This is a genomic window from Acerihabitans sp. TG2, assembly GCF_035013185.1.
Classification (GTDB): Bacteria; Pseudomonadota; Gammaproteobacteria; order Enterobacterales; family Enterobacteriaceae; genus Acerihabitans.
The window spans coordinates 66,513-83,526 of record NZ_JAYGJO010000024.1 but is presented as its reverse complement, the minus strand read 5'-3'; the positions used below and the strand labels follow the sequence as shown (position 1 = coordinate 83,526).

Below are 17,014 nucleotides of genomic sequence, written 5' to 3'. Positions count from 1 at the left end.
TTCTAAAACGCGCTAGTTGAACAACAGCGGTGAGAGGGAACAACAACAACTCGCTTAAATAGCTCGCCTAAAGCGTCAGCTTGCCGAGAAAGATGAGGAACTGGCCATCCTCCAAAAGGCGGCCACATACTTCGCTAAGCGCCTGAAATGAAGTCTGTGTTTATGCAAAACCATCAGGCAGTCTTTCGCGTAAAAGCCATAGCGCGTGTGTTACGCGCTTCACACAGTGATTTTTATGCCTGGTTGGTTGTATCTTGCTGTTATTATAGATCTTTATTCACACGCAGTGGTGGGCTGGTCAATGTCAGAACGTATGACGGCAAAATTGGCCTGCGATGCATCGCAAATGGCGCTAACAAGAAGGCAAAAACCGCACGGTACCATTGTTCATAGCGATAGTAATAATGTCGGTATCAGTTTTCATCATCATGCTTGCATCCAGAATAATCCTGCGTTTTTCCATGAACTGACTGAACATAACATCTTAATGAAAAGCCCTGGGGGACTTTTCATACATAAGCATCTGCAACACGTTAATTACCACATCAAGTCATCGGGCACTTTAAAATCGGCATAGGGATCATCTTCATCTTGCTCTTCCTGACTAAGCGCACTATTTAATACAATACTGTTCGCATCTCGTTGTGCAATTTTATCGGCTACGCTCGCGGGGATAATAGCGTATTCACTCACGCCACTGTTATCAACAACCAAACGAGCAATGGCGAGACGACCACTGATCAGCTGAGTTTGAGTCATCTTATCTACAACTATTTTTTTAATTAAATTATTATCTGTGAAGTTAAAACCAATATCGCCTTTTGAAATATCGATTTTGTTCATTTCAATGAGCTGCTTTACCTGAGCTTTATACTCTTTAGATAAAGCAGCTTGTTTTTGTTGTTCGCTCAGCTGTTTATCACGCTCAAGTTGTGCTTTTTTATTTTCTTCCACCGCCGCTCTTGCCTCACGAGTCTGAACTCGTGATTTTTTAGCGGTTTTTTGGACTTTGGCCATTTTTTTGCTGGTCACTAATCCAGCTTTTAGCATCTGTTCTTGTAAGGTGAGTTTTGTCATCTTCGTTTCTAAACCAGTTGAATAATTTGTGGGATTATACCTGTAATTTATGAGGCTGTACCAGGTTGAAGGACCTGATCACTGTGTGGCTTGAGTTTAGCGGGGTCTATCAGAGGCTGGTGTGACCTGCTCTCAGGATTAGACAACGCAGATTGCCATTTTCATACAAGCCGTAACGGCTTCTCTTGGCCCTGTGGTTGACTCAAACATTAACCTGTTGGCTTTGATGTTTAATTGACAGCAATTCAAAGAATATGGTTGTATAGTACAACTATGTTTTAAGAGTTAATGTAAATGATTGCTGAATCGTTAATTGTTGAAGAAATACGCGTAGCATCGCGCCTGATGGTGCGGGAGCTCGGTTTTATGAAGCCTACTCTGGCGGCAACTGAATATTCCCCTTCCGTTGTACACACGTTGCTTGAAGTGGAAGCCCGGGGATCAATGACTGCGGCTCAGTTAGTGCAGGTCCTGGGGCTTGAGAAGTCCAGCGTCAGCCGCATGTTGGCAAAACTCGTCAACGTCGGTGAACTGGAAGAAACCCCTTCGGTTGAAGATGCAAGGACTAAGCAGCTTGGTCTTACCGCACAGGGCCGAGACACTGTGCGGAAAATTAATCATTACGGTAACGAACGTGTCATCGCCGCACTAAAAAAAATGGGTCCCCATCAACAGCACGCCGTCTCACAAGGTCTTACTGCCTATGCCAACGCCCTGAAAGCCTGCCGTGATAACACTGACCTGAATGGGCAGCGCAGCTTCAACATCGTCTCTGGCTATCATGCGGGAATGATTGGCCGCATAACTGAAATGCATGGCAGCTATTACGCAAGAGAGCATAATTTCGGCCGTTTTTTTGAGAGTAAGGTCGCCACGGGCTTGGCTGATTTTTCGGGCCGTCTGGATAAGGCGTGTAATCAGATCTGGTTGGCCGTGCTGGACGAGCGCATCGTCGGCTCTGTCGCAATTGACGGTGAAGACCTGGGCAACGGTGAGGCGCACTTGCGTTGGTTCATCCTTGATGACGGTTGCCGTGGCAGCGGAGCGGGCAAAAAGCTGATTGGCGAAGCGATGAAATTTTGCGATGACAGAGAATTTTCTGCGGTTCAGCTATGGACGTTTAATAAACTGGCGGCGGCAAGGCGTTTGTATGAGTCATTCGGTTTTAAACTGTCTAAAGAATGGCAAGGTGACCAGTGGGGAAGCAATATGACAGAGCAGCAGTTTACTCGTAGAGTCAGGTAATTTTCCTTAAGTCTCACTCGGGTTGCGGGCCTTACATACTTGCTGCCCCATTCTCCGTACATCAGCACATCGTGGTTTTTATTATGTACGCTCTTAGCCGACTTCCAGAAACTGTCGAAAGTAAAAAGCCCGTTTCAGTTCCCAGAAACGGGCTTTTTTAAAATTCTGGCACCTCTGGCTGGGATTGCCTTTGCCAGTAACTGTCTAATAATTAAGCTAAGATATAAAATATTTTTTGTCAAGACCACCAGAATGGCCACCATTCGGTTTTTCATCAGTCAAACTTGACCAGGTCCTTAAAGATCAGTTGACCCCAGATATTTCCACGCGAGTGCACAAGCAGTCCACCCTGCGAAAGCCCACCAAGTTTGATCGGCGAGAAACCGAGATTTTCCGCAAGCGCACCAATCTCCTCTGCGGCGCTGTTATCGTCGCTGGCCAAGAACACGACTCTCCTGCCACCGTGTACGGCCGGGTCCTGGTCAAGGACGGCAGAGGCCAAATGGTTGAATCCCTTCACCAGCCTGGCTCCGGTGAACGCTTTCGCGACGACGGCAGAGGACGGGAGACCGTCCAGTTCTTCAAGTGGGGCTAACGTGTTCATCGCGTCAATGATGGTCTTTCCCTTCCAGTTGGACAGCGCCTTCGCGACCTCCGGGTATGACTCGAAACGGACAGCCAAAAAGATGATGTCCGCCTTGATGGCTTCCGCCAGTGTTTTGGGAATGATCTTGGGTCCGATTTCGGCTGCATCGTATGCAAAGCTTGCCGGGTCGCGCGTGGTTGCAACGGATACGTCGATGCCGTTGCGGGCAAAAGCCCTGGCAAGGGCGTGACCAATCTTGCCGAAACCGATAATTGCGTAGCTCATATATTCTCCTTAGGTTTACCACGCCCGGGGGCTCCAAATATCGACTGGAGTGACCGGCCGGGCGTGGCGCGTCAGATTTGCGCCAGGCCGCCGTCAGCGGCGACCTCGCTGCCGGTCATGAAACTGCTGTCCTGCGACGCGAGAAAAGCAGCCACCGCTCCGATCTCCGCAGGATCGGCCATGCGTTGAAGCGGATTCATCGAGGCGAAGACCTTCATACCCTCTTCGCCCAGAGCTTCCTTCGCGAGTTCAGTCGCCGTCGGCCCAGGCGACAGCACATTTACCCGGATGCCGGTGCCCTTCAAGTCTTCCGCCCAGGTCCGTGCGAGATTGCGCACTGCCGCCTTGCTCGCACTGTAGACGCTGAATGCCGGGGCGCCCGTGGTGCCTGCGCTCGATCCGGTCAGGATGATCGAACCGCCCTGGCCCATCAGCGGCAGTGCCTTTTGGATCGTGAAGATAGAACCCTTCACGTTGGTGTCGAAGATTTCGTCAATATGCTCGGAGGTGATCTCGCCGAGCGGAAGCGGGCTTCCTGCCCCAGCATTGGCGAAGACGATGTCGAGGGTCCCTCGCTCGGCCTTCACCGCTGTGTAGAGTCGGTCGAGATCGGCCAGATCGAAGACCGAGCCCTTCACCGCGCGGACATTGGGTCCGAGGTCGGCCACGGCGGCGTCGAGCGCTTCCTGTCGACGGCCGAAGATGAAGACAAAAGCACCCTCCTCAATGAAGCGCTTTGCCGCGGCGCGGCCGATGCCTGTAGCGCCCCCGGTGATGACTGCAACTTTACCTTCAAGCTTTCCCATGATATTTCCTTTCGTGGTGTTGGACGGATCTTGTTTCCCATTTATACGAATATGCTGTATTTTGTGGGTCACTGTTCCGGATACGCTTTTAATATACGGATCACTGATCCACTTTGTCAAGGAGACTTATGCGAGCTGACGCCAGAAAAAATTACAACCACCTGCTTGCGGTCGCGCGTGAGGTCGTTACCGAGCATGGTGCCAATGCGTCCATGCGGGATATCGCCCGCCGGGCTGACGTTGGGTTGGCTACGCTGTTTCGCCATTTCCCGACACGAGAAGCCTTGTTCGACGCGTTGCTGCGTACGAATCTGGACGCACTGACGCAGAAGGCAAACAAACTTGAAACATTGAATCCGCCTGACGAAGCGCTCGTGTCCTGGTTTCGTGAAGGGGTGGCATTCGTTCATAGCTATAGCGGCGTTGTCGCTCTGATGGCGAACGCCCACGCGGACCCGGAATCCGCGCTTTACGCGTCATGTGCAGAGGTGCACTCAGCAGGCGAGCGATTACTGCTCCGTGCTCAGGCCGACGGAACGGCGCGAGCCGATATTGACGGGGGGGACCTGTTCGCCCTTATGTCAGCGCTCGGCTGGCTCATCGACCAACCTGCATTTGCGCCACAGGAGGATCATCTCTTTCATGTTATTATGAGCGCCATCCTGACAAATCGCCCTGGCAACGATGTCAAGAAGGCGACGTAACGGAGTGTGTGATGAATTGTTGCCTGTACTGTGCCGAATGGCGTCCTCTATTATTGTTCAAGTATGACCAGGGACAAGATGTTTATATTTGCTCGGTTGGTCGCAAGCTTCAGAATAGATTTACAGTAGTTGAGGATGATGTCCATCTCGGGTGTGGGTGTTGCAATCCCAGATAATAGCGCCCGCACGTGTAACCAGCGGGCCTGGTTGTTGTTGTCCGCCATACGTTGTATGGCCTCAGCGTGGTTTAATGTAAATTGTTATTCAATTGTCCGGGATAAAGGTGGTCACGGCAGATCTCGTCCATGACCTGTTCGCCAAACCGGGTCAGGCGGGGCGGCGCAGAAAGAAAATCTGCCTGAACCATTTCGCCTAGCATGGCGCAGGCAATTTCAGCACCGGGATCAAGCCCATATTCCGCCACATGGACCACTTCCACGCCATGAACGATTTTTTCTTCCAGATCGTCGATGGTCAGGGTTAACCGCAGGCCGCATTCGTTACAGGTTTCCTGGTAGGCGCAGGCCACAACGCGCCGATATAACGCCAGCCGCAGTTCCAAGATAATGCAGGATGGATTCGCGCTAGGGATCATAATGTTGCCTCCTGAGAAAAAAAGAGGTTGCGGCCGGGTACGGACATTACAGACGCGCATCCTAGATACCAGGGTAGGGGATGTTTAAGCATGTGGGATGACTCCCATAGTTGGCTGATAACAGCTACCACCGAAGTTCTCACGCTAGGGTGGCAGCCCAGACAGGGGTGAGAAACCGGTAACTATGGAACCCGGCCAGCCCGAAGGCTGCCCTGCCTGGGCCACCATTGTATTACTGCAGCAATGGCACAAATACCGCTGCGTAAAAAAAAAAACGACAAACCAGAACTGCGACATAAAAAACACGCTTGGCGCGTGTGGTGTCGCCATAGTTAAACGCGGGTTCTCACGCCCGACTGTCGATTTTGCGACAGCGCGGAAACTATAGCTAACCGGTGGGTTGGCGCAAAGGCCTTTTTGCCGGAACAGGTAGAAATTGCGCACGGGACCCCTATTTTATCTGCAATCTAGAATCTACTTACACCCTTTCATCTAGCATGGCGCAGGCCATTTTAACGCCGGGATTAAGCCCATATTCTGCAACATGCACCACGTCTACCCCCACCCCCATCCCATAAACGATTTTCCTCCCAGACCGCAACTGTCGATGTGAGCGACTTGCGATGGCCTGCGTGGGCAGACACAACCAGAAAATAAAATACAAAAACCTGAATTAACTTGTACACTAATAATAATGTTGTATAAGTTTATGCTACTGGCAGTAGAGTGACCTTATGCAGTATGACACTAACGGATGATCACATGTCTTTTTACAGTATCGGCGAGGTCGCTCGCATTTGTGGTATTAACCCCGTCACGCTCAGGGCTTGGCAACGCCGTTATGGTTTGCTTAAGCCTCAGCGTACTGAAGGGGGGCATCGTTTGTTTAATGATGAAGATCTGCAAACGATCCAGGCTATTTTAGGATGGATTGAACGGGGCGTTCCGGTCGGCCAGGTCAAAGCATTACTGGAAGGCAGTGTGACGACACCCTCTGGCGATTGGTCGCAATTTGAGCATCGTCTGCTGTCGGCATTGCAAAATGGCCGCAGTCAGACCGTACGCCAGACAATAAGGGAATTGGGTCGCGAATACCCTGCCGCTTCGCTGGTGAATCATGTTTTTCGTCCACTGCGCACGCGCCTTAACTCAGGCGACCATCGGTTACGCATGTTGCTCAGCCAGCTTGATGGTTTGCTGATTGAACATGCTGTGATGTGCGCCAATGCCGCACGTAAACGTCCTGGAAATCGGACAATGCTGCTGGGCTGGGGGCATATGGATAGCGTCGAACTGTGGCTGGAGGCCATGATCCGTTGCGAAGAAGGTAGGCAAGTGGAGGTGCTGGCGATCCCGGTTGACGACCCGTATTTGGATAATACCGAAAAGGGGCAATGGCTTATTTGGGCAGAAGGGAAACTGACCCAGAGACAACACCTCAAACTGGCACAATGGCATGAGCGGGGGATTTCCGTCACCCTGCTTGGCAGCGCGGCAATGTTGATGGCCACCGACACAAATGTTAAACCGGCATCCGCTGCCACTTCTCACCTCGGATCGGGTGCGACAACCGATCTGTTTGACGATCGCACAGTATTAGCGTTGCGAAGCGTGAGGAAAAAAGATGAGTAAACCTGTTCCTGATCCACACCAGCCCGCTGAGGTTCTGACGCGGCTTTACGATTTTTATCGACAACTGGGTTTGAGTCAATTGCCGCAACTTTCTCTGATTTATCACCCGCAGGTGGTGTTTATTGATCCGGTATCACAATACGACGGCGTTGATGCGCTTGAGCATTATTTCACCCAATTACTGAAGAAAGTGAAGTACTGCCGCTTTGATGTCCAGCCCGCACTGGTTCAGGGTGATGACGCGTCACTGTTTTGGCGTATGGAATATGCACACCCGGCACTGAAAAAGGGGCAGGGGATAACGGTGATGGGTGCTAGTCATCTGCGTCTTGCAGAGAATCGCGTTATTTATCAGCGCGATTATTACGACCTTGGCGCCATGTTATATGAACATGTTCCCGTGCTCGGCGGGGCGGTTCGGGCCCTTAAAGCAAGGTTGAAATAATGCGCCACGTTATCATTACCGGTGCCAGTTCAGGCATTGGCAAACAATTGGCATTGGATTACGCAAACGACGGTTGGCGAGTGACGGCCTGCGGACGTGATGCAGCCAAACTGGCTGCCGTCGCCACAGACCATGCGCTGATGGTTCCCCTGAGTTTTGATATCACTGATTTACAGGATACGCGCCGGGCGTTGCAGGGGGCGCAGGCTGATTTAGTGATTCTGTGCGCCGGAACCTGTGAGTATCTGGATAACGGTGTGGTAGAGGCGGAGAAGGTCGCCCGAGTGATGCAGGTTAATTTTATCGGCCCGGTCAATTGTCTCGACGCCCTGCTGCCCACCTTAACCGCCGGGAGTCGCGTGGCGCTGGTGGGATCGACCGCGAGCCTGCTGCCGTTCTCCCGCGCACAAGCCTACGGTGCGTCCAAAGCTGCGCTGGCCTATTTTGCCCGTTCTTTGGCGGTTGATCTGGTGGCACGCAACATTCACGTATCGCTGATCCAGCCGGGTTTTGTCGATACACCGTTGACCGTGCGTAATGATTTCTCGATGCCGATGATGGTCACTGTGGTCCAGGCATCGCAACATATCCGTAAAAAACTGGCGCAGGGTGCCAGTGAAATTGCCTTTCCTCCCCTTTTTGCCTGGTTACTGAAGGTGGCATCACTGCTGCCGGTCAGCCTGCAAAAATGGTTAAGCCGAAAAATGGTGGCATAACATGACAACCAAAGTGGCTATTATTGGCAGTGGTATTTCTGGGTTGAGTTGTGCATGGTTATTGGCGCAGCGCCAGCCTGACTGTGATATTACCGTGTTTGAAAGCGCAGCGACATTAGGCGGACACACGGCGACCCAAGATGTGATATCCGAGGGTAAAACCTACGCTATCGACACCGGTTTTATTGTGTATAACTCACGCACTTATCCACAGTTTATCGCGTTGCTCAACGAGCTCGGCATCGAAGGCCAACCGACGGAAATGAGTTTTTCCGTTCGCAATCCGTTAACTGGGCTAGAGTATAACGGTCATTCGCTCAATAGCCTGTTTGCTCAGCGCAGCAATCTGTTTAAACCGTCATTCTGGCGCTTTATTCTCGACATTTTGCGCTTTAATAAGCTGTGTAAGGCGCGCTTGCTCAATGCTCACCACAGTGAAGAAACGCTGGGCGATTTATTGGATCAGAATGGCTTCACGCCTTTTTTCGCGCTGCATTACGTGCTGCCGATGGGGGCGGCGATCTGGTCTTCCACGCTGGGCGAGATGGCAAATTTTCCGCTGGCGATGTTCTTGCGCTTTTTCGACAATCACGGCTTGCTGGATGTCACCAACCGCCCACAGTGGATGGTGGTGCCGGGTGGGTCGCGGGAATACATTCGCCGTATGCAGTTAATGCTTCCCGAGCGTGTAACATTACTGACCAATACCCCGGTGACTCATGTTACCCGTTTCGCTCAGGGCGTAACGCTGTACTCCAATCATGGTGAGCACGGTTTTGATCAGGTGATCTTTGCCTGCCATGCCGATCAAGCGCTGGCCATTTTGGGCGATCACGCCACGGCTGACGAACACCGCATTCTTGGGGCGCTGCCGTATCAGGCCAACGAGGTGATTTTGCATACCGACACTCGGCTGTTGCCACGGGCAAAATGCGCGTGGGCGAGCTGGAATTATCAGTTGCCTCCTTCGCACGATGCAGCCACGCATGCGGCTATGCCTGACAGTCTTCCGGCGCACAGCCGCCGCGCCAGCGTGACCTACAATATGAACATCTTGCAGGGACTGCATGCGCCGCAAACGTTTTGCGTATCCCTCAATCCGCTGACCTCAATTGATGAAAGTAAGACCTTGTGGCGCACGACTTACATGCATCCGGTGCTCAATCTTGCCAGCCACCAGGCACAACAGCAGCGTCACCGTATTAACGGTCACCACCGTAGCTGGTTTTGCGGTGCGTACTGGTACAACGGTTTTCATGAGGATGGGGTTAACAGTGCCCGCGACGTGGTTGAACTGATCGCGTTACAACGAACCCGTTCACCACAGCGGCGCGAGAACCCGGACCGTCAGTCCGTGCAGGAGGCATCATAAACAGCACGCTGTACGTCGGCACCGTAAGGCACCGCAGGTTTATGCCGGTTGAGCATCATTTCGATTACGACATTTTCATGCCGTTAATCGATCTTGATGAGCTGGAGCTGTTGCCGGCGGTGGGCATTAAACTGGAGCGTTTTTCGGCGGCCAGCTTTCGCCGCAAAGATTATCTCGGTGGTGGCGATATCAAAACCAAAGCACAAGATAGAATTGCTGAACTGACCGGCGAACGTCCCGATGGCCGGGTGATGCTACTGTGTCAATTGTGTTATTTCGGCTGCCATTTTAATCCTGTCAATTTTTACTACCTTTACGATCAGCACGGGATGTTGCGCTGGATGCTGGCCGAGGTTCGCAACACGCCCTGGAATGAACGCCACACCTACGCGGTACTTCCTGACGGCTCGCAGCCGGTAGCAAAAGTCTTCCATGTGTCGCCTTTTAATCCAATGGATATGGTTTATCTCTGGCGTCTGACCGCTCCGGGAAAACAGTTACATATCGCGATCGAAAATCACCGTAAACAGCGGGAATTTGATGCCACCTTGTCGCTTACGGCTCGCCCGCTCACCCGTGAGGCGCTGCGGCGGCAGTTATGGCGCTTACCCATCATGACGGCCAAAACCGCGCTGACTATATACTGGCAGGCGCTGAGGCTGTGGCTTAAGCGAGCCCCCATTTATGCGCATCCTCCCGTTGATAAGGACTGATTATGAGCCAACTCGAAGAGCTACATGCCCGCGAGGGGACCAACAACTGGCGCAGTAAGCTTGCACGTGCACTGATTGTCGGTGTTTTGCAACAACTTAGCCGTGCCGGTTTGACCTTGCGTGAACCCGGACAGAATGCCGTGTTTTTTGGTGACCCAACCGCACCTCTGCAGGGCGAAATTGACGTGCGTAATCTGCGGACGTATCGCCGGGTGTTATTCGGCGGCAGTATTGCGGCGGGTGAAAGTTTTATTGATGGCGACTGGACCACGCCGAATCTGACCACGGTTTTGCAACTACTGGCAGAAAATCGGCAACTGGTCGACAAGCTTGAAGCCCGACTGAGCTGGATCAGCGCGCCGGTTAACCGCCTGATACACCATTTTCGTCGCAACAGCCCGTCGCAAGCGCGAAAAAATATCTCGGCGCATTATGATATTGGCAATGAATTTTATGCAGGGTTTCTCGATGAGAAAATGCTGTATTCCGCCGCGTGGTATCAACAACCGCAAATGACGCTGGAACAAGCGCAGGAAGCCAAAATGCGCCGTTTGTGTGAACAACTGCACCTTCATGCGGGCGATCATCTGTTGGAAATTGGTACCGGCTGGGGGGCGATGGCGGAATTCGCCGCACGGGAATACGGCTGTCGGGTGACCACCACCACCCTTTCCCGTGAACAGTATGATTACGCATGCCAGCGCATCAAAAAAGCCGGGCTGAGCGATCGCGTCACCCTGCTGTGTGAAGATTATCGCTCGCTGCGTGGGCAGTTCGACAAACTGGTGGCGATAGAAATGATCGAAGCGGTGGGCCGACGTTATCTGCCTACCTTTTTTAAGCACTGCAATGCTCTGCTTAAACCGCAAGGACGGATGGCGATACAGGCGATCACCATTTCCGATCAGCGCTATGCGTCTTACAGCCGCAACGTCGATTTTATTCAGCGCTACATCTTCCCCGGCGGTTTTCTCCCCTCCATTACAACCATGAATGACGCCATGACCCGTTACACCGGACTGGTCGTGCGGGATGTGTTTGATATCGGTTTTGACTACGCCCGCACGCTACAAGAATGGCGCGAGCGGCTGCAGCGTTATTGGAATACGCAGCTCGACGGCGCGCAGGATGAGCGTTTTCGGCGTCTGTGGTTGTTTTATCTGTGCTACTGCGAAGCGGGGTTCCGCGCCCGTACCATTAGTACCGTGCAGCTGATCGCCGAGCGTCGCGGATGAAACCCTTGCGCTTCTGGCTGCTGAGCCTGGGTTTTGACCTCTGGTGGACGCTGGCGGTTTGGGGGCGTGAACGGCTAATCCTACCGTTGCTGGTCAGTAGTTTACTGATGCTGGCATTGACACCATCCCGACGCCGATTATGGGTGGTGGTGGCCTGCATGCTGGGAATTATGATGGATTCACTGTGGTGTGTTCTCGGCCTGTTTGAATTTACGCATTCAACCAGCGTACCGCCGTGGATGATGGCGTTGTGGTTAGGTTTCAGCGCATGGTGGCTGTGGTTGCTGGGTCATGTGCAGGTAAGCGGGTATTGGCTGATACCACTGGGCGCGGTAAGCGGCCCAGTGGCCTACTACGTGGGTATGAGGTTCGGTGCCATGCACCTGCTCGCCTCGCCATCTTACGTCTGGCTGTTGCTGGCCGCGGGTTGGGCCCTGTTTTTGCCACTCATCAGTTTGCCGGTATTGTTTGATAAAACCCGGCGACGGAGCATCCGATGAAACGCATTTTTATCGCCGTGCTGGCGCTGTTAGTGTCCTTTTCGGCATGTGCGACCCCATGGAGTCAGTGGCAACAGGTTGGCCGCGCCACGCTAAGCTGGGGGCCATTCGCGGTTTATCATTCAACACTATTAACCCCTGACGGCAACTATCACGCGCAGACATGGCCGCAAGTGCTGGTGATCCACTACCTGCGTAGCATTGACCGTCAGGCGCTGGTCAACGCCACTGAAGAACAGTGGCAGGCGCTGGGGCTGATGGCTGATGCACAGAAAAACGGCTGGCTGGAGACGCTAAAAAAGACCTGGCCCGACGTCAGACACGGGAGCGAAATCATGTTTCTTGCCGATGAGCACGGCGGGCAGTTTTATGACCGCTTACCCAACAGCGTGATCACCCGTCCAATTGGCCAACCGCTCAGCCCGCAATTTCGCGATGCATTTCTGGCAATCTGGTTATCTCCGGCCACCCAATACCCTGATTTACGTAGCAAACTGATAGGTGCATCTGCGCCAGACTAACGCTTTATCCGACGGGAGGTTTTATGACTGTTCTGAACCACGTGCTACCTCAGGTTGCACGCAAAGGATGGCTGTTTTTTATCGCAGCCTGCATGTTATTGCTCACCGGCTGTAGTGCTGATATCAAGGATTACGCACAGACCCAGCCAAAGCTGGATATCTTCAGTTATTTCAACGGGGAGAGTGTCGCCTACGGTATGGTGCAAGACTACAGCCACAAACAAACGCGGCGTTTTGCGGTGAAAATCCACGGCGAGGTGGTGGCTGATATGCTGACGCTGCATGAGGATTTTGTGTATGACGATGGCGAGAAACAAACGCGTGTCTGGCACATCCGTAAACTGGCCGATGGCAGTTATAGCGGCACGGCAGGCGACATTATCGGCACCGCAGTCGGTAAATCCGCTGGCAATGCGTTTAACTGGAACTATGTGATGGACGTGAAGTCCGGCGGCAGCACCTATCGCCTGACCTTTGACGACTGGATATACCAGCAAGACGAAATACACCTGTTTAACGTCACGTCGCTAACGAAATTCGGGGTTGAAGTTGCGCGGGTGACATTGTTCTTTGAGAAAAGCGCATAGCCTCCTTACCCATGTCACGCATTCCACGTTCTATCGAGCTATCCAGGCCACGCGGCAGGTGATTCTACACTGGTGCCGTAGTCAGCCAGCAGAAACAGCGGTTTTGTCCGGCACGGCCCTTGCGCAAGGTACGTGCATGGACCGTTTCTTGCGGCAAAAATCGGCTGGCATCGATATTCACCAATGAGTGCATTGTTTTTGTAATATGCCATATCGTCCTATATTTCTTTTTTTAGCACACGAGTACCCTATAATAAATATCTCAACGATATGAAAACTAAGTCAATAAATATCAATACTGAATTTCATTATTTAAATTTCACTGGTTAGATCATATTCAGTATATTGTCGAATGTGGATTTTGCGATCTTGGTCATTATGCAATAGCCTCTTTATTTTTATAATAATTCATCTATCCAGACTCCAGCCTAAGGCTATGAATACAAATTTATGTACATAATTAGGAAATTATGCAGTCAAGTGATTCAGACGACCGAGCGCAACCCATGCAGCAGCAATTTGAAACATAAAGGGTATAACGAGGTGTGTTAAAACCGTGAGAGGAGAGTGACTATGAGTAATCAATTTCGATTAATGGTGAAATTTAAACCGGAATCTGTCGTTTCCGTTAAAGAAGGTAAAATTAACTTTTCCAATAAAGAAGAAGTGATCAAAACAGCAAATTATATATTTAATTTTAGCTATCGGCATGTTATTCATTTTTTGTCTGACACTGGCGAATGTATTAATACGCAAAATGGGATAGATTTTTCACAATACAAGGGATTGGTTTATGTAGAAAATACCGAAGGTATGTCGGAAGGCGATCTTGAACTGTTGGCTGAATCATTTCAAGCGTTGCCTTATGTCGAATATGCCTATGTTGAAAATATTATGCCCATCGCCCCGCCCTCAGTTGAAAGTCATGTTGACTTAATTGCGGATACGGGTGGTGATAATAATTTTACAGAAAATGAACCGCCTGATATCAGTGAGTTTTCAAATACCCCAGATTTTATTAATAGGCAAGATTATCTACGTGGACAGGGCCCTCAAGGCCAAATTGGAATTGAGGCGGACTATGCTTGGCGGTTAAATGTTTTAGGGCAAGGCATTCGCTGTGCAGATATAGAATGGAGCTTTAATTTCAATCATGAAGACTTGGTCGGTCCTAACTTTATCCCGGTGCTACCAACCACCAATACCAGATTTAATGATCACGGTGCGGCGGTAGCCAGTGTGATTATGGCCAGAAACAATGGTTTCGGTTTGCTGGGCGCAAATTATGGGTTGGATGCATTTTATGGCGTATCTGAACTGACCCGAGGACGGGTTAATGGCATTGCAGAAGGCCTACTCCGTCTACGGGCTGGGGATGTTTTTTTGTATGAAATGCAAACCGGTGGGCGGTTAGTAACCCGCCCAAATGGTGTCACGGAACCTGAGCTGATTACCCCTGATTTTGATCGGGGGGTATGGGATATCACCAGAACTGCTACCAATGCCGGTGTCATCGTTATCGCGACGGCGGGTAACGGTGCTGGGGACCTTGATCATCCTTATTATAATGCCTTTAGAAATCGTGGGGATAACGGTATTATTCGTTTGGGCGCGGGGACAAGGATTGGGCGTCATCGGGCATCTTTTTCCACCTTTGGCAGTCCAATCCACGTGCAGGGATGGGGTGATTGGAGTGTCACTTCCGCCGGTTATGGGGCACTCTTTAATGCGGGTCCGAATAGAAACTATACCCATACATTCAGCGGAACCTCGGCGGCGGGGCCGATTGTTGCGGCGGCGGCGATCGCCATACAGTCATGGTATAAAGCGAGATTTCAACGGGTACTCGCACCCAGGGCAATGCGTGACTTGTTAATTTCCACGGGTACGCCTCAGGGCACAGGCGGTCATATTGGTCCGCTACCGAATATTCGGCGGGCCATTGCTGCGCTGAATGTCACCCCCACTTACCCATTATGGCGAAGAGGAGTCGTCTACGTTGCTGGCAATAGAGTCTCTTGGAATAATAATAATTGGCAGGCAAGCTGGTGGACACAAAATGTTGAACCGGGTACTCGTGAACCCAACGGAGGATTTCCTTGGAGGCAACTGTCTGCCGCTAACGCCAGCGAGGTGCCGCCACTAAGCGATGACGCAATGCTGTAGTGCTAGGGTGGATGCGAGGACAGGGAAAAGATAGCCATACGTCGGTTAAGGTATCATAGGGGCCACCGCGGAGAAGTTGTATCTTGCGCGGTTGGCCCCGAAAGAAGGCTATTAACGCTGATAAAATGGATAGGTAAAAAATAATAAATGGATTATGTTCAGGGAAAAATGGAATAGGGTGGACACCCACAGTCTGCCGCTCCACATCCAGCTCAGCCCGTAGAGTATTCCGGCCAGACCGGCAAAGATCACCATAAGCATGCCGCCGGAACAATGTACCAGACCAAAGGTGACTGCGGTGATAAATAATGCAGTATAGTCCCCCAACCACATCGCTAAGCGCTGCTGTAGATAACCACGGAATAAGGCTTCTTCCGCCAGGGAAACAAAAAAAAGATTGGCCAAGATGAATGTCCACAACCACGGCGGATTATGGAGCTCGATTGTCAAACCCTTTAATCCCACCGCCAGGAAGAGTAGTCCTGGCAGACTGAGCATCAACAGCATCCATTGCCATAGTGGATGTTTTGCCGTGCGCTGACGATAAAACAGGGTGGGAAAGGCCGAAAACAGCAAAAAGGGAATTAATGCTTTATCGACATTGAAATACAGGGTGAATGGCGCGCTATGTGTGCCGGCGATGACGGCATCTAACGCTTTTACGTTGTGAAAACCCGGGATATGATGGGTGAATAGGGCGATTGCCGCCAAGAGTAATATTGCTTCTCTCACCAGATGTCCTAGGCTATCGTGAGCGATTCTGCTGGTTGTTTGTGCAAACAATAATAACAAAACGAGAAATGCCACTGCACTGAGGTCAATGACCTGGTTAATATAGGCTAAACACAACGTCAATAAGAGCACCCATACTGAAATATCACGTTTAATCGGCAGTAAAACCAGCGAAATGGCAAAAAAAATCCACATGACTCCCCCGTCCCTGAAAGCTGCTATTTAGCGATAATGCATCATCTGTGAAACCCTTTCTATCATATTGATCCATTATTATAAAATAAAAAATAGCACACATATTTAATATAATATAAATGCCAATGTTTATCTGTGGAATGATTTCTATGTTAAATTAATTAATTTTATAAAAAATAGCTAAGCATTAAAATGACTCGATCCAGGATTGTGAATTGTGGATTATAGATTATAGATTATAGATTATAGATTATAGATTATAGATTCGAGATTCGGGATTCGGGATTCGGGATTCGAGGTTGTAGGTTGTAGGAATATCGGCTCTAGGCATGCCGCACTTGTGGGGCAACATGCCGTTATGAAATGTGATCTGAATCACATAAAAATATGTTATGCTTATGTATCAAAATGATCCGTTTGGATGGTCAACCCCGAGGCACCCTTATGATTACCAGTCTGCGTGTGGCGAGTACGCTGCAGATGATATTAAACATTGGCCTAATCTGCCTGGCCCTGATACTGATTGTCTTTTTAGGTAAAGAAACCCAGCATCTCGCCTGGGCGATGCTCAATACCGATGAACAAAAGTCCTCGTTTTTGCTGATTGAAGGCATTGTTAACTACTTTCTTTACTTTGAATTTATCGCGCTGATCGTGAAATACTTCCAGTCAGGTTATCATTTCCCGTTGCGCTACTTTATTTATATCGGCATTACCGCGATTATTCGTCTGATTATCGTTGATCATAAAAACCCACAGGATACCCTCTACTATTCGGCCGCGATCCTGTTGTTGGTCATCACTCTGTGGCTGGCAAACAGTCATCGCCTCAAGCGTGAGTAATACATCACGCTCCAGACTCGATCATATCGACAGTCTGGAACGCGATTGAACGCAATGTT

General features: G+C 50.7%; 19 protein-coding genes and 1 pseudogene. 14 read left to right on the top strand and 6 right to left on the bottom strand.

Translation table 11 applies throughout. From position 1 onward, the window contains the following. Nucleotides 1-241: 241 nt before the first annotated feature. A pseudogene (locus SJI19_RS24890) lies at nt 242-397 on the top strand (DDE-type integrase/transposase/recombinase); the annotation flags it as partial. A 140-nt stretch (nt 398-537) separates the two neighbouring features. Here the strand turns inward: SJI19_RS24890 and SJI19_RS18790 are convergent. Beyond that, nucleotides 538-1,077, bottom strand: a complete 540-nt coding sequence (locus SJI19_RS18790; protein WP_323479793.1) for a DUF2058 domain-containing protein — start codon at nt 1,075-1,077, stop codon at nt 538-540. A gap of 294 nt (nt 1,078-1,371) precedes the next feature. Between SJI19_RS18790 and SJI19_RS18785 the strand changes: the two genes are divergently transcribed. After that, complete coding sequence (locus SJI19_RS18785) at nt 1,372-2,322, top strand: helix-turn-helix domain-containing GNAT family N-acetyltransferase (RefSeq protein WP_323479792.1); 951 nt, start codon at nt 1,372-1,374, stop codon at nt 2,320-2,322. Nucleotides 2,323-2,596: 274 nt separating this feature from the next. Here the strand turns inward: SJI19_RS18785 and SJI19_RS18780 are convergent, their stop codons facing one another. Together SJI19_RS18780 and SJI19_RS18775 are read right to left on the bottom strand one after the other, a co-directional pair. Then, nucleotides 2,597-3,193 (bottom strand): NADPH-dependent F420 reductase, encoded by a 597-nt coding sequence (locus tag SJI19_RS18780; RefSeq protein ID WP_323479791.1) that lies wholly within the window; start codon nt 3,191-3,193, stop codon nt 2,597-2,599. A gap of 71 nt (nt 3,194-3,264) precedes the next feature. Next, nucleotides 3,265-3,999: an SDR family oxidoreductase gene (locus SJI19_RS18775; protein WP_323479790.1), complete on the bottom strand. Its 735-nt coding sequence runs from the start codon at nt 3,997-3,999 to the stop codon at nt 3,265-3,267. A gap of 128 nt (nt 4,000-4,127) precedes the next feature. Here SJI19_RS18775 and SJI19_RS18770 point away from each other — a divergent pair, with 128 nt between their 5' ends. After that, nucleotides 4,128-4,703: a TetR/AcrR family transcriptional regulator gene (locus SJI19_RS18770; protein ID WP_323479789.1), complete on the top strand. Its 576-nt coding sequence runs from the start codon at nt 4,128-4,130 to the stop codon at nt 4,701-4,703. Between the two features lie 247 nt (nt 4,704-4,950). Here the strand turns inward: SJI19_RS18770 and SJI19_RS18765 are convergent, their stop codons facing one another. Together SJI19_RS18765 and SJI19_RS18760 are read right to left on the bottom strand one after the other, a co-directional pair. Further along, nucleotides 4,951-5,298 (bottom strand): DUF5375 family protein, encoded by a 348-nt coding sequence (locus SJI19_RS18765; protein WP_323479788.1) that lies wholly within the window; start codon nt 5,296-5,298, stop codon nt 4,951-4,953. Between the two features lie 144 nt (nt 5,299-5,442). Continuing rightward, nucleotides 5,443-5,742, bottom strand: coding sequence for an ash family protein (locus tag SJI19_RS18760; RefSeq protein WP_416347567.1), 300 nt, complete (start codon nt 5,740-5,742; stop codon nt 5,443-5,445). A 318-nt stretch (nt 5,743-6,060) separates the two neighbouring features. Between SJI19_RS18760 and SJI19_RS18755 the strand changes: the two genes are divergently transcribed. The 10 genes from SJI19_RS18755 to SJI19_RS18710 all read left to right on the top strand — a co-directional run bounded on the left by SJI19_RS18755 (nt 6,061) and on the right by SJI19_RS18710 (nt 15,185). Further along, entirely contained in the window at nt 6,061-6,930 is an 870-nt protein-coding gene (locus tag SJI19_RS18755) for a MerR family transcriptional regulator (protein WP_323479787.1), read from the top strand. Further along, nucleotides 6,923-7,375: a nuclear transport factor 2 family protein gene (locus tag SJI19_RS18750; protein ID WP_323479786.1), complete on the top strand. Its 453-nt coding sequence runs from the start codon at nt 6,923-6,925 to the stop codon at nt 7,373-7,375. Before SJI19_RS18755 ends, SJI19_RS18750 begins: the two co-directional genes overlap by 8 nt. After that, entirely contained in the window at nt 7,375-8,091 is a 717-nt protein-coding gene (locus tag SJI19_RS18745; protein WP_323479785.1) for an SDR family NAD(P)-dependent oxidoreductase, read from the top strand. The genes SJI19_RS18750 and SJI19_RS18745 overlap by 1 nt, the downstream gene beginning before the upstream one ends. 1 nt (nt 8,092) lies before the next feature. Then, nucleotides 8,093-9,463: an NAD(P)/FAD-dependent oxidoreductase gene (locus tag SJI19_RS18740; RefSeq protein WP_323479784.1), complete on the top strand. Its 1,371-nt coding sequence runs from the start codon at nt 8,093-8,095 to the stop codon at nt 9,461-9,463. After that, a complete protein-coding gene (locus SJI19_RS18735) occupies nt 9,460-10,176 on the top strand; it encodes a DUF1365 domain-containing protein (protein WP_323479799.1) in 717 nt (238 codons plus the stop codon). Before SJI19_RS18740 ends, SJI19_RS18735 begins: the two co-directional genes overlap by 4 nt. 2 nt (nt 10,177-10,178) lie before the next feature. Continuing rightward, on the top strand, nt 10,179-11,411 hold the full coding sequence (locus SJI19_RS18730; protein WP_323479783.1) for a cyclopropane-fatty-acyl-phospholipid synthase family protein: 1,233 nt from the start codon (nt 10,179-10,181) through the stop codon (nt 11,409-11,411). Continuing rightward, nucleotides 11,408-11,911, top strand: a complete 504-nt coding sequence (locus SJI19_RS18725) for a DUF2878 domain-containing protein (protein WP_323479782.1) — start codon at nt 11,408-11,410, stop codon at nt 11,909-11,911. The genes SJI19_RS18730 and SJI19_RS18725 overlap by 4 nt, the downstream gene beginning before the upstream one ends. Further along, a complete protein-coding gene (locus SJI19_RS18720) occupies nt 11,908-12,432 on the top strand; it encodes a hypothetical protein (protein ID WP_323479781.1) in 525 nt (174 codons plus the stop codon). Before SJI19_RS18725 ends, SJI19_RS18720 begins: the two co-directional genes overlap by 4 nt. Nucleotides 12,433-12,524: 92 nt before the next feature. Then, on the top strand, nt 12,525-13,019 hold the full coding sequence (locus SJI19_RS18715) for a DUF3833 domain-containing protein (protein WP_323479798.1): 495 nt from the start codon (nt 12,525-12,527) through the stop codon (nt 13,017-13,019). A 573-nt stretch (nt 13,020-13,592) separates the two neighbouring features. Then, nucleotides 13,593-15,185 (top strand): S8 family peptidase, encoded by a 1,593-nt coding sequence (locus SJI19_RS18710; protein WP_323479780.1) that lies wholly within the window; start codon nt 13,593-13,595, stop codon nt 15,183-15,185. Between the two features lie 111 nt (nt 15,186-15,296). Here the strand turns inward: SJI19_RS18710 and SJI19_RS18705 are convergent, their stop codons facing one another. After that, nucleotides 15,297-16,112 (bottom strand): CPBP family intramembrane glutamic endopeptidase, encoded by an 816-nt coding sequence (locus tag SJI19_RS18705; RefSeq protein WP_323479779.1) that lies wholly within the window; start codon nt 16,110-16,112, stop codon nt 15,297-15,299. Nucleotides 16,113-16,556: 444 nt separating this feature from the next. On the opposite strand from SJI19_RS18705, the gene psiE reads away from it, so the two are divergent. Next, the gene (psiE, locus tag SJI19_RS18700) at nt 16,557-16,955 is read left to right on the top strand and encodes a phosphate-starvation-inducible protein PsiE (protein ID WP_323479778.1); all 399 of its coding nucleotides are present in this window, start codon (nt 16,557-16,559) and stop codon (nt 16,953-16,955) included. Nucleotides 16,956-17,014: the final 59 nt, after the last annotated feature.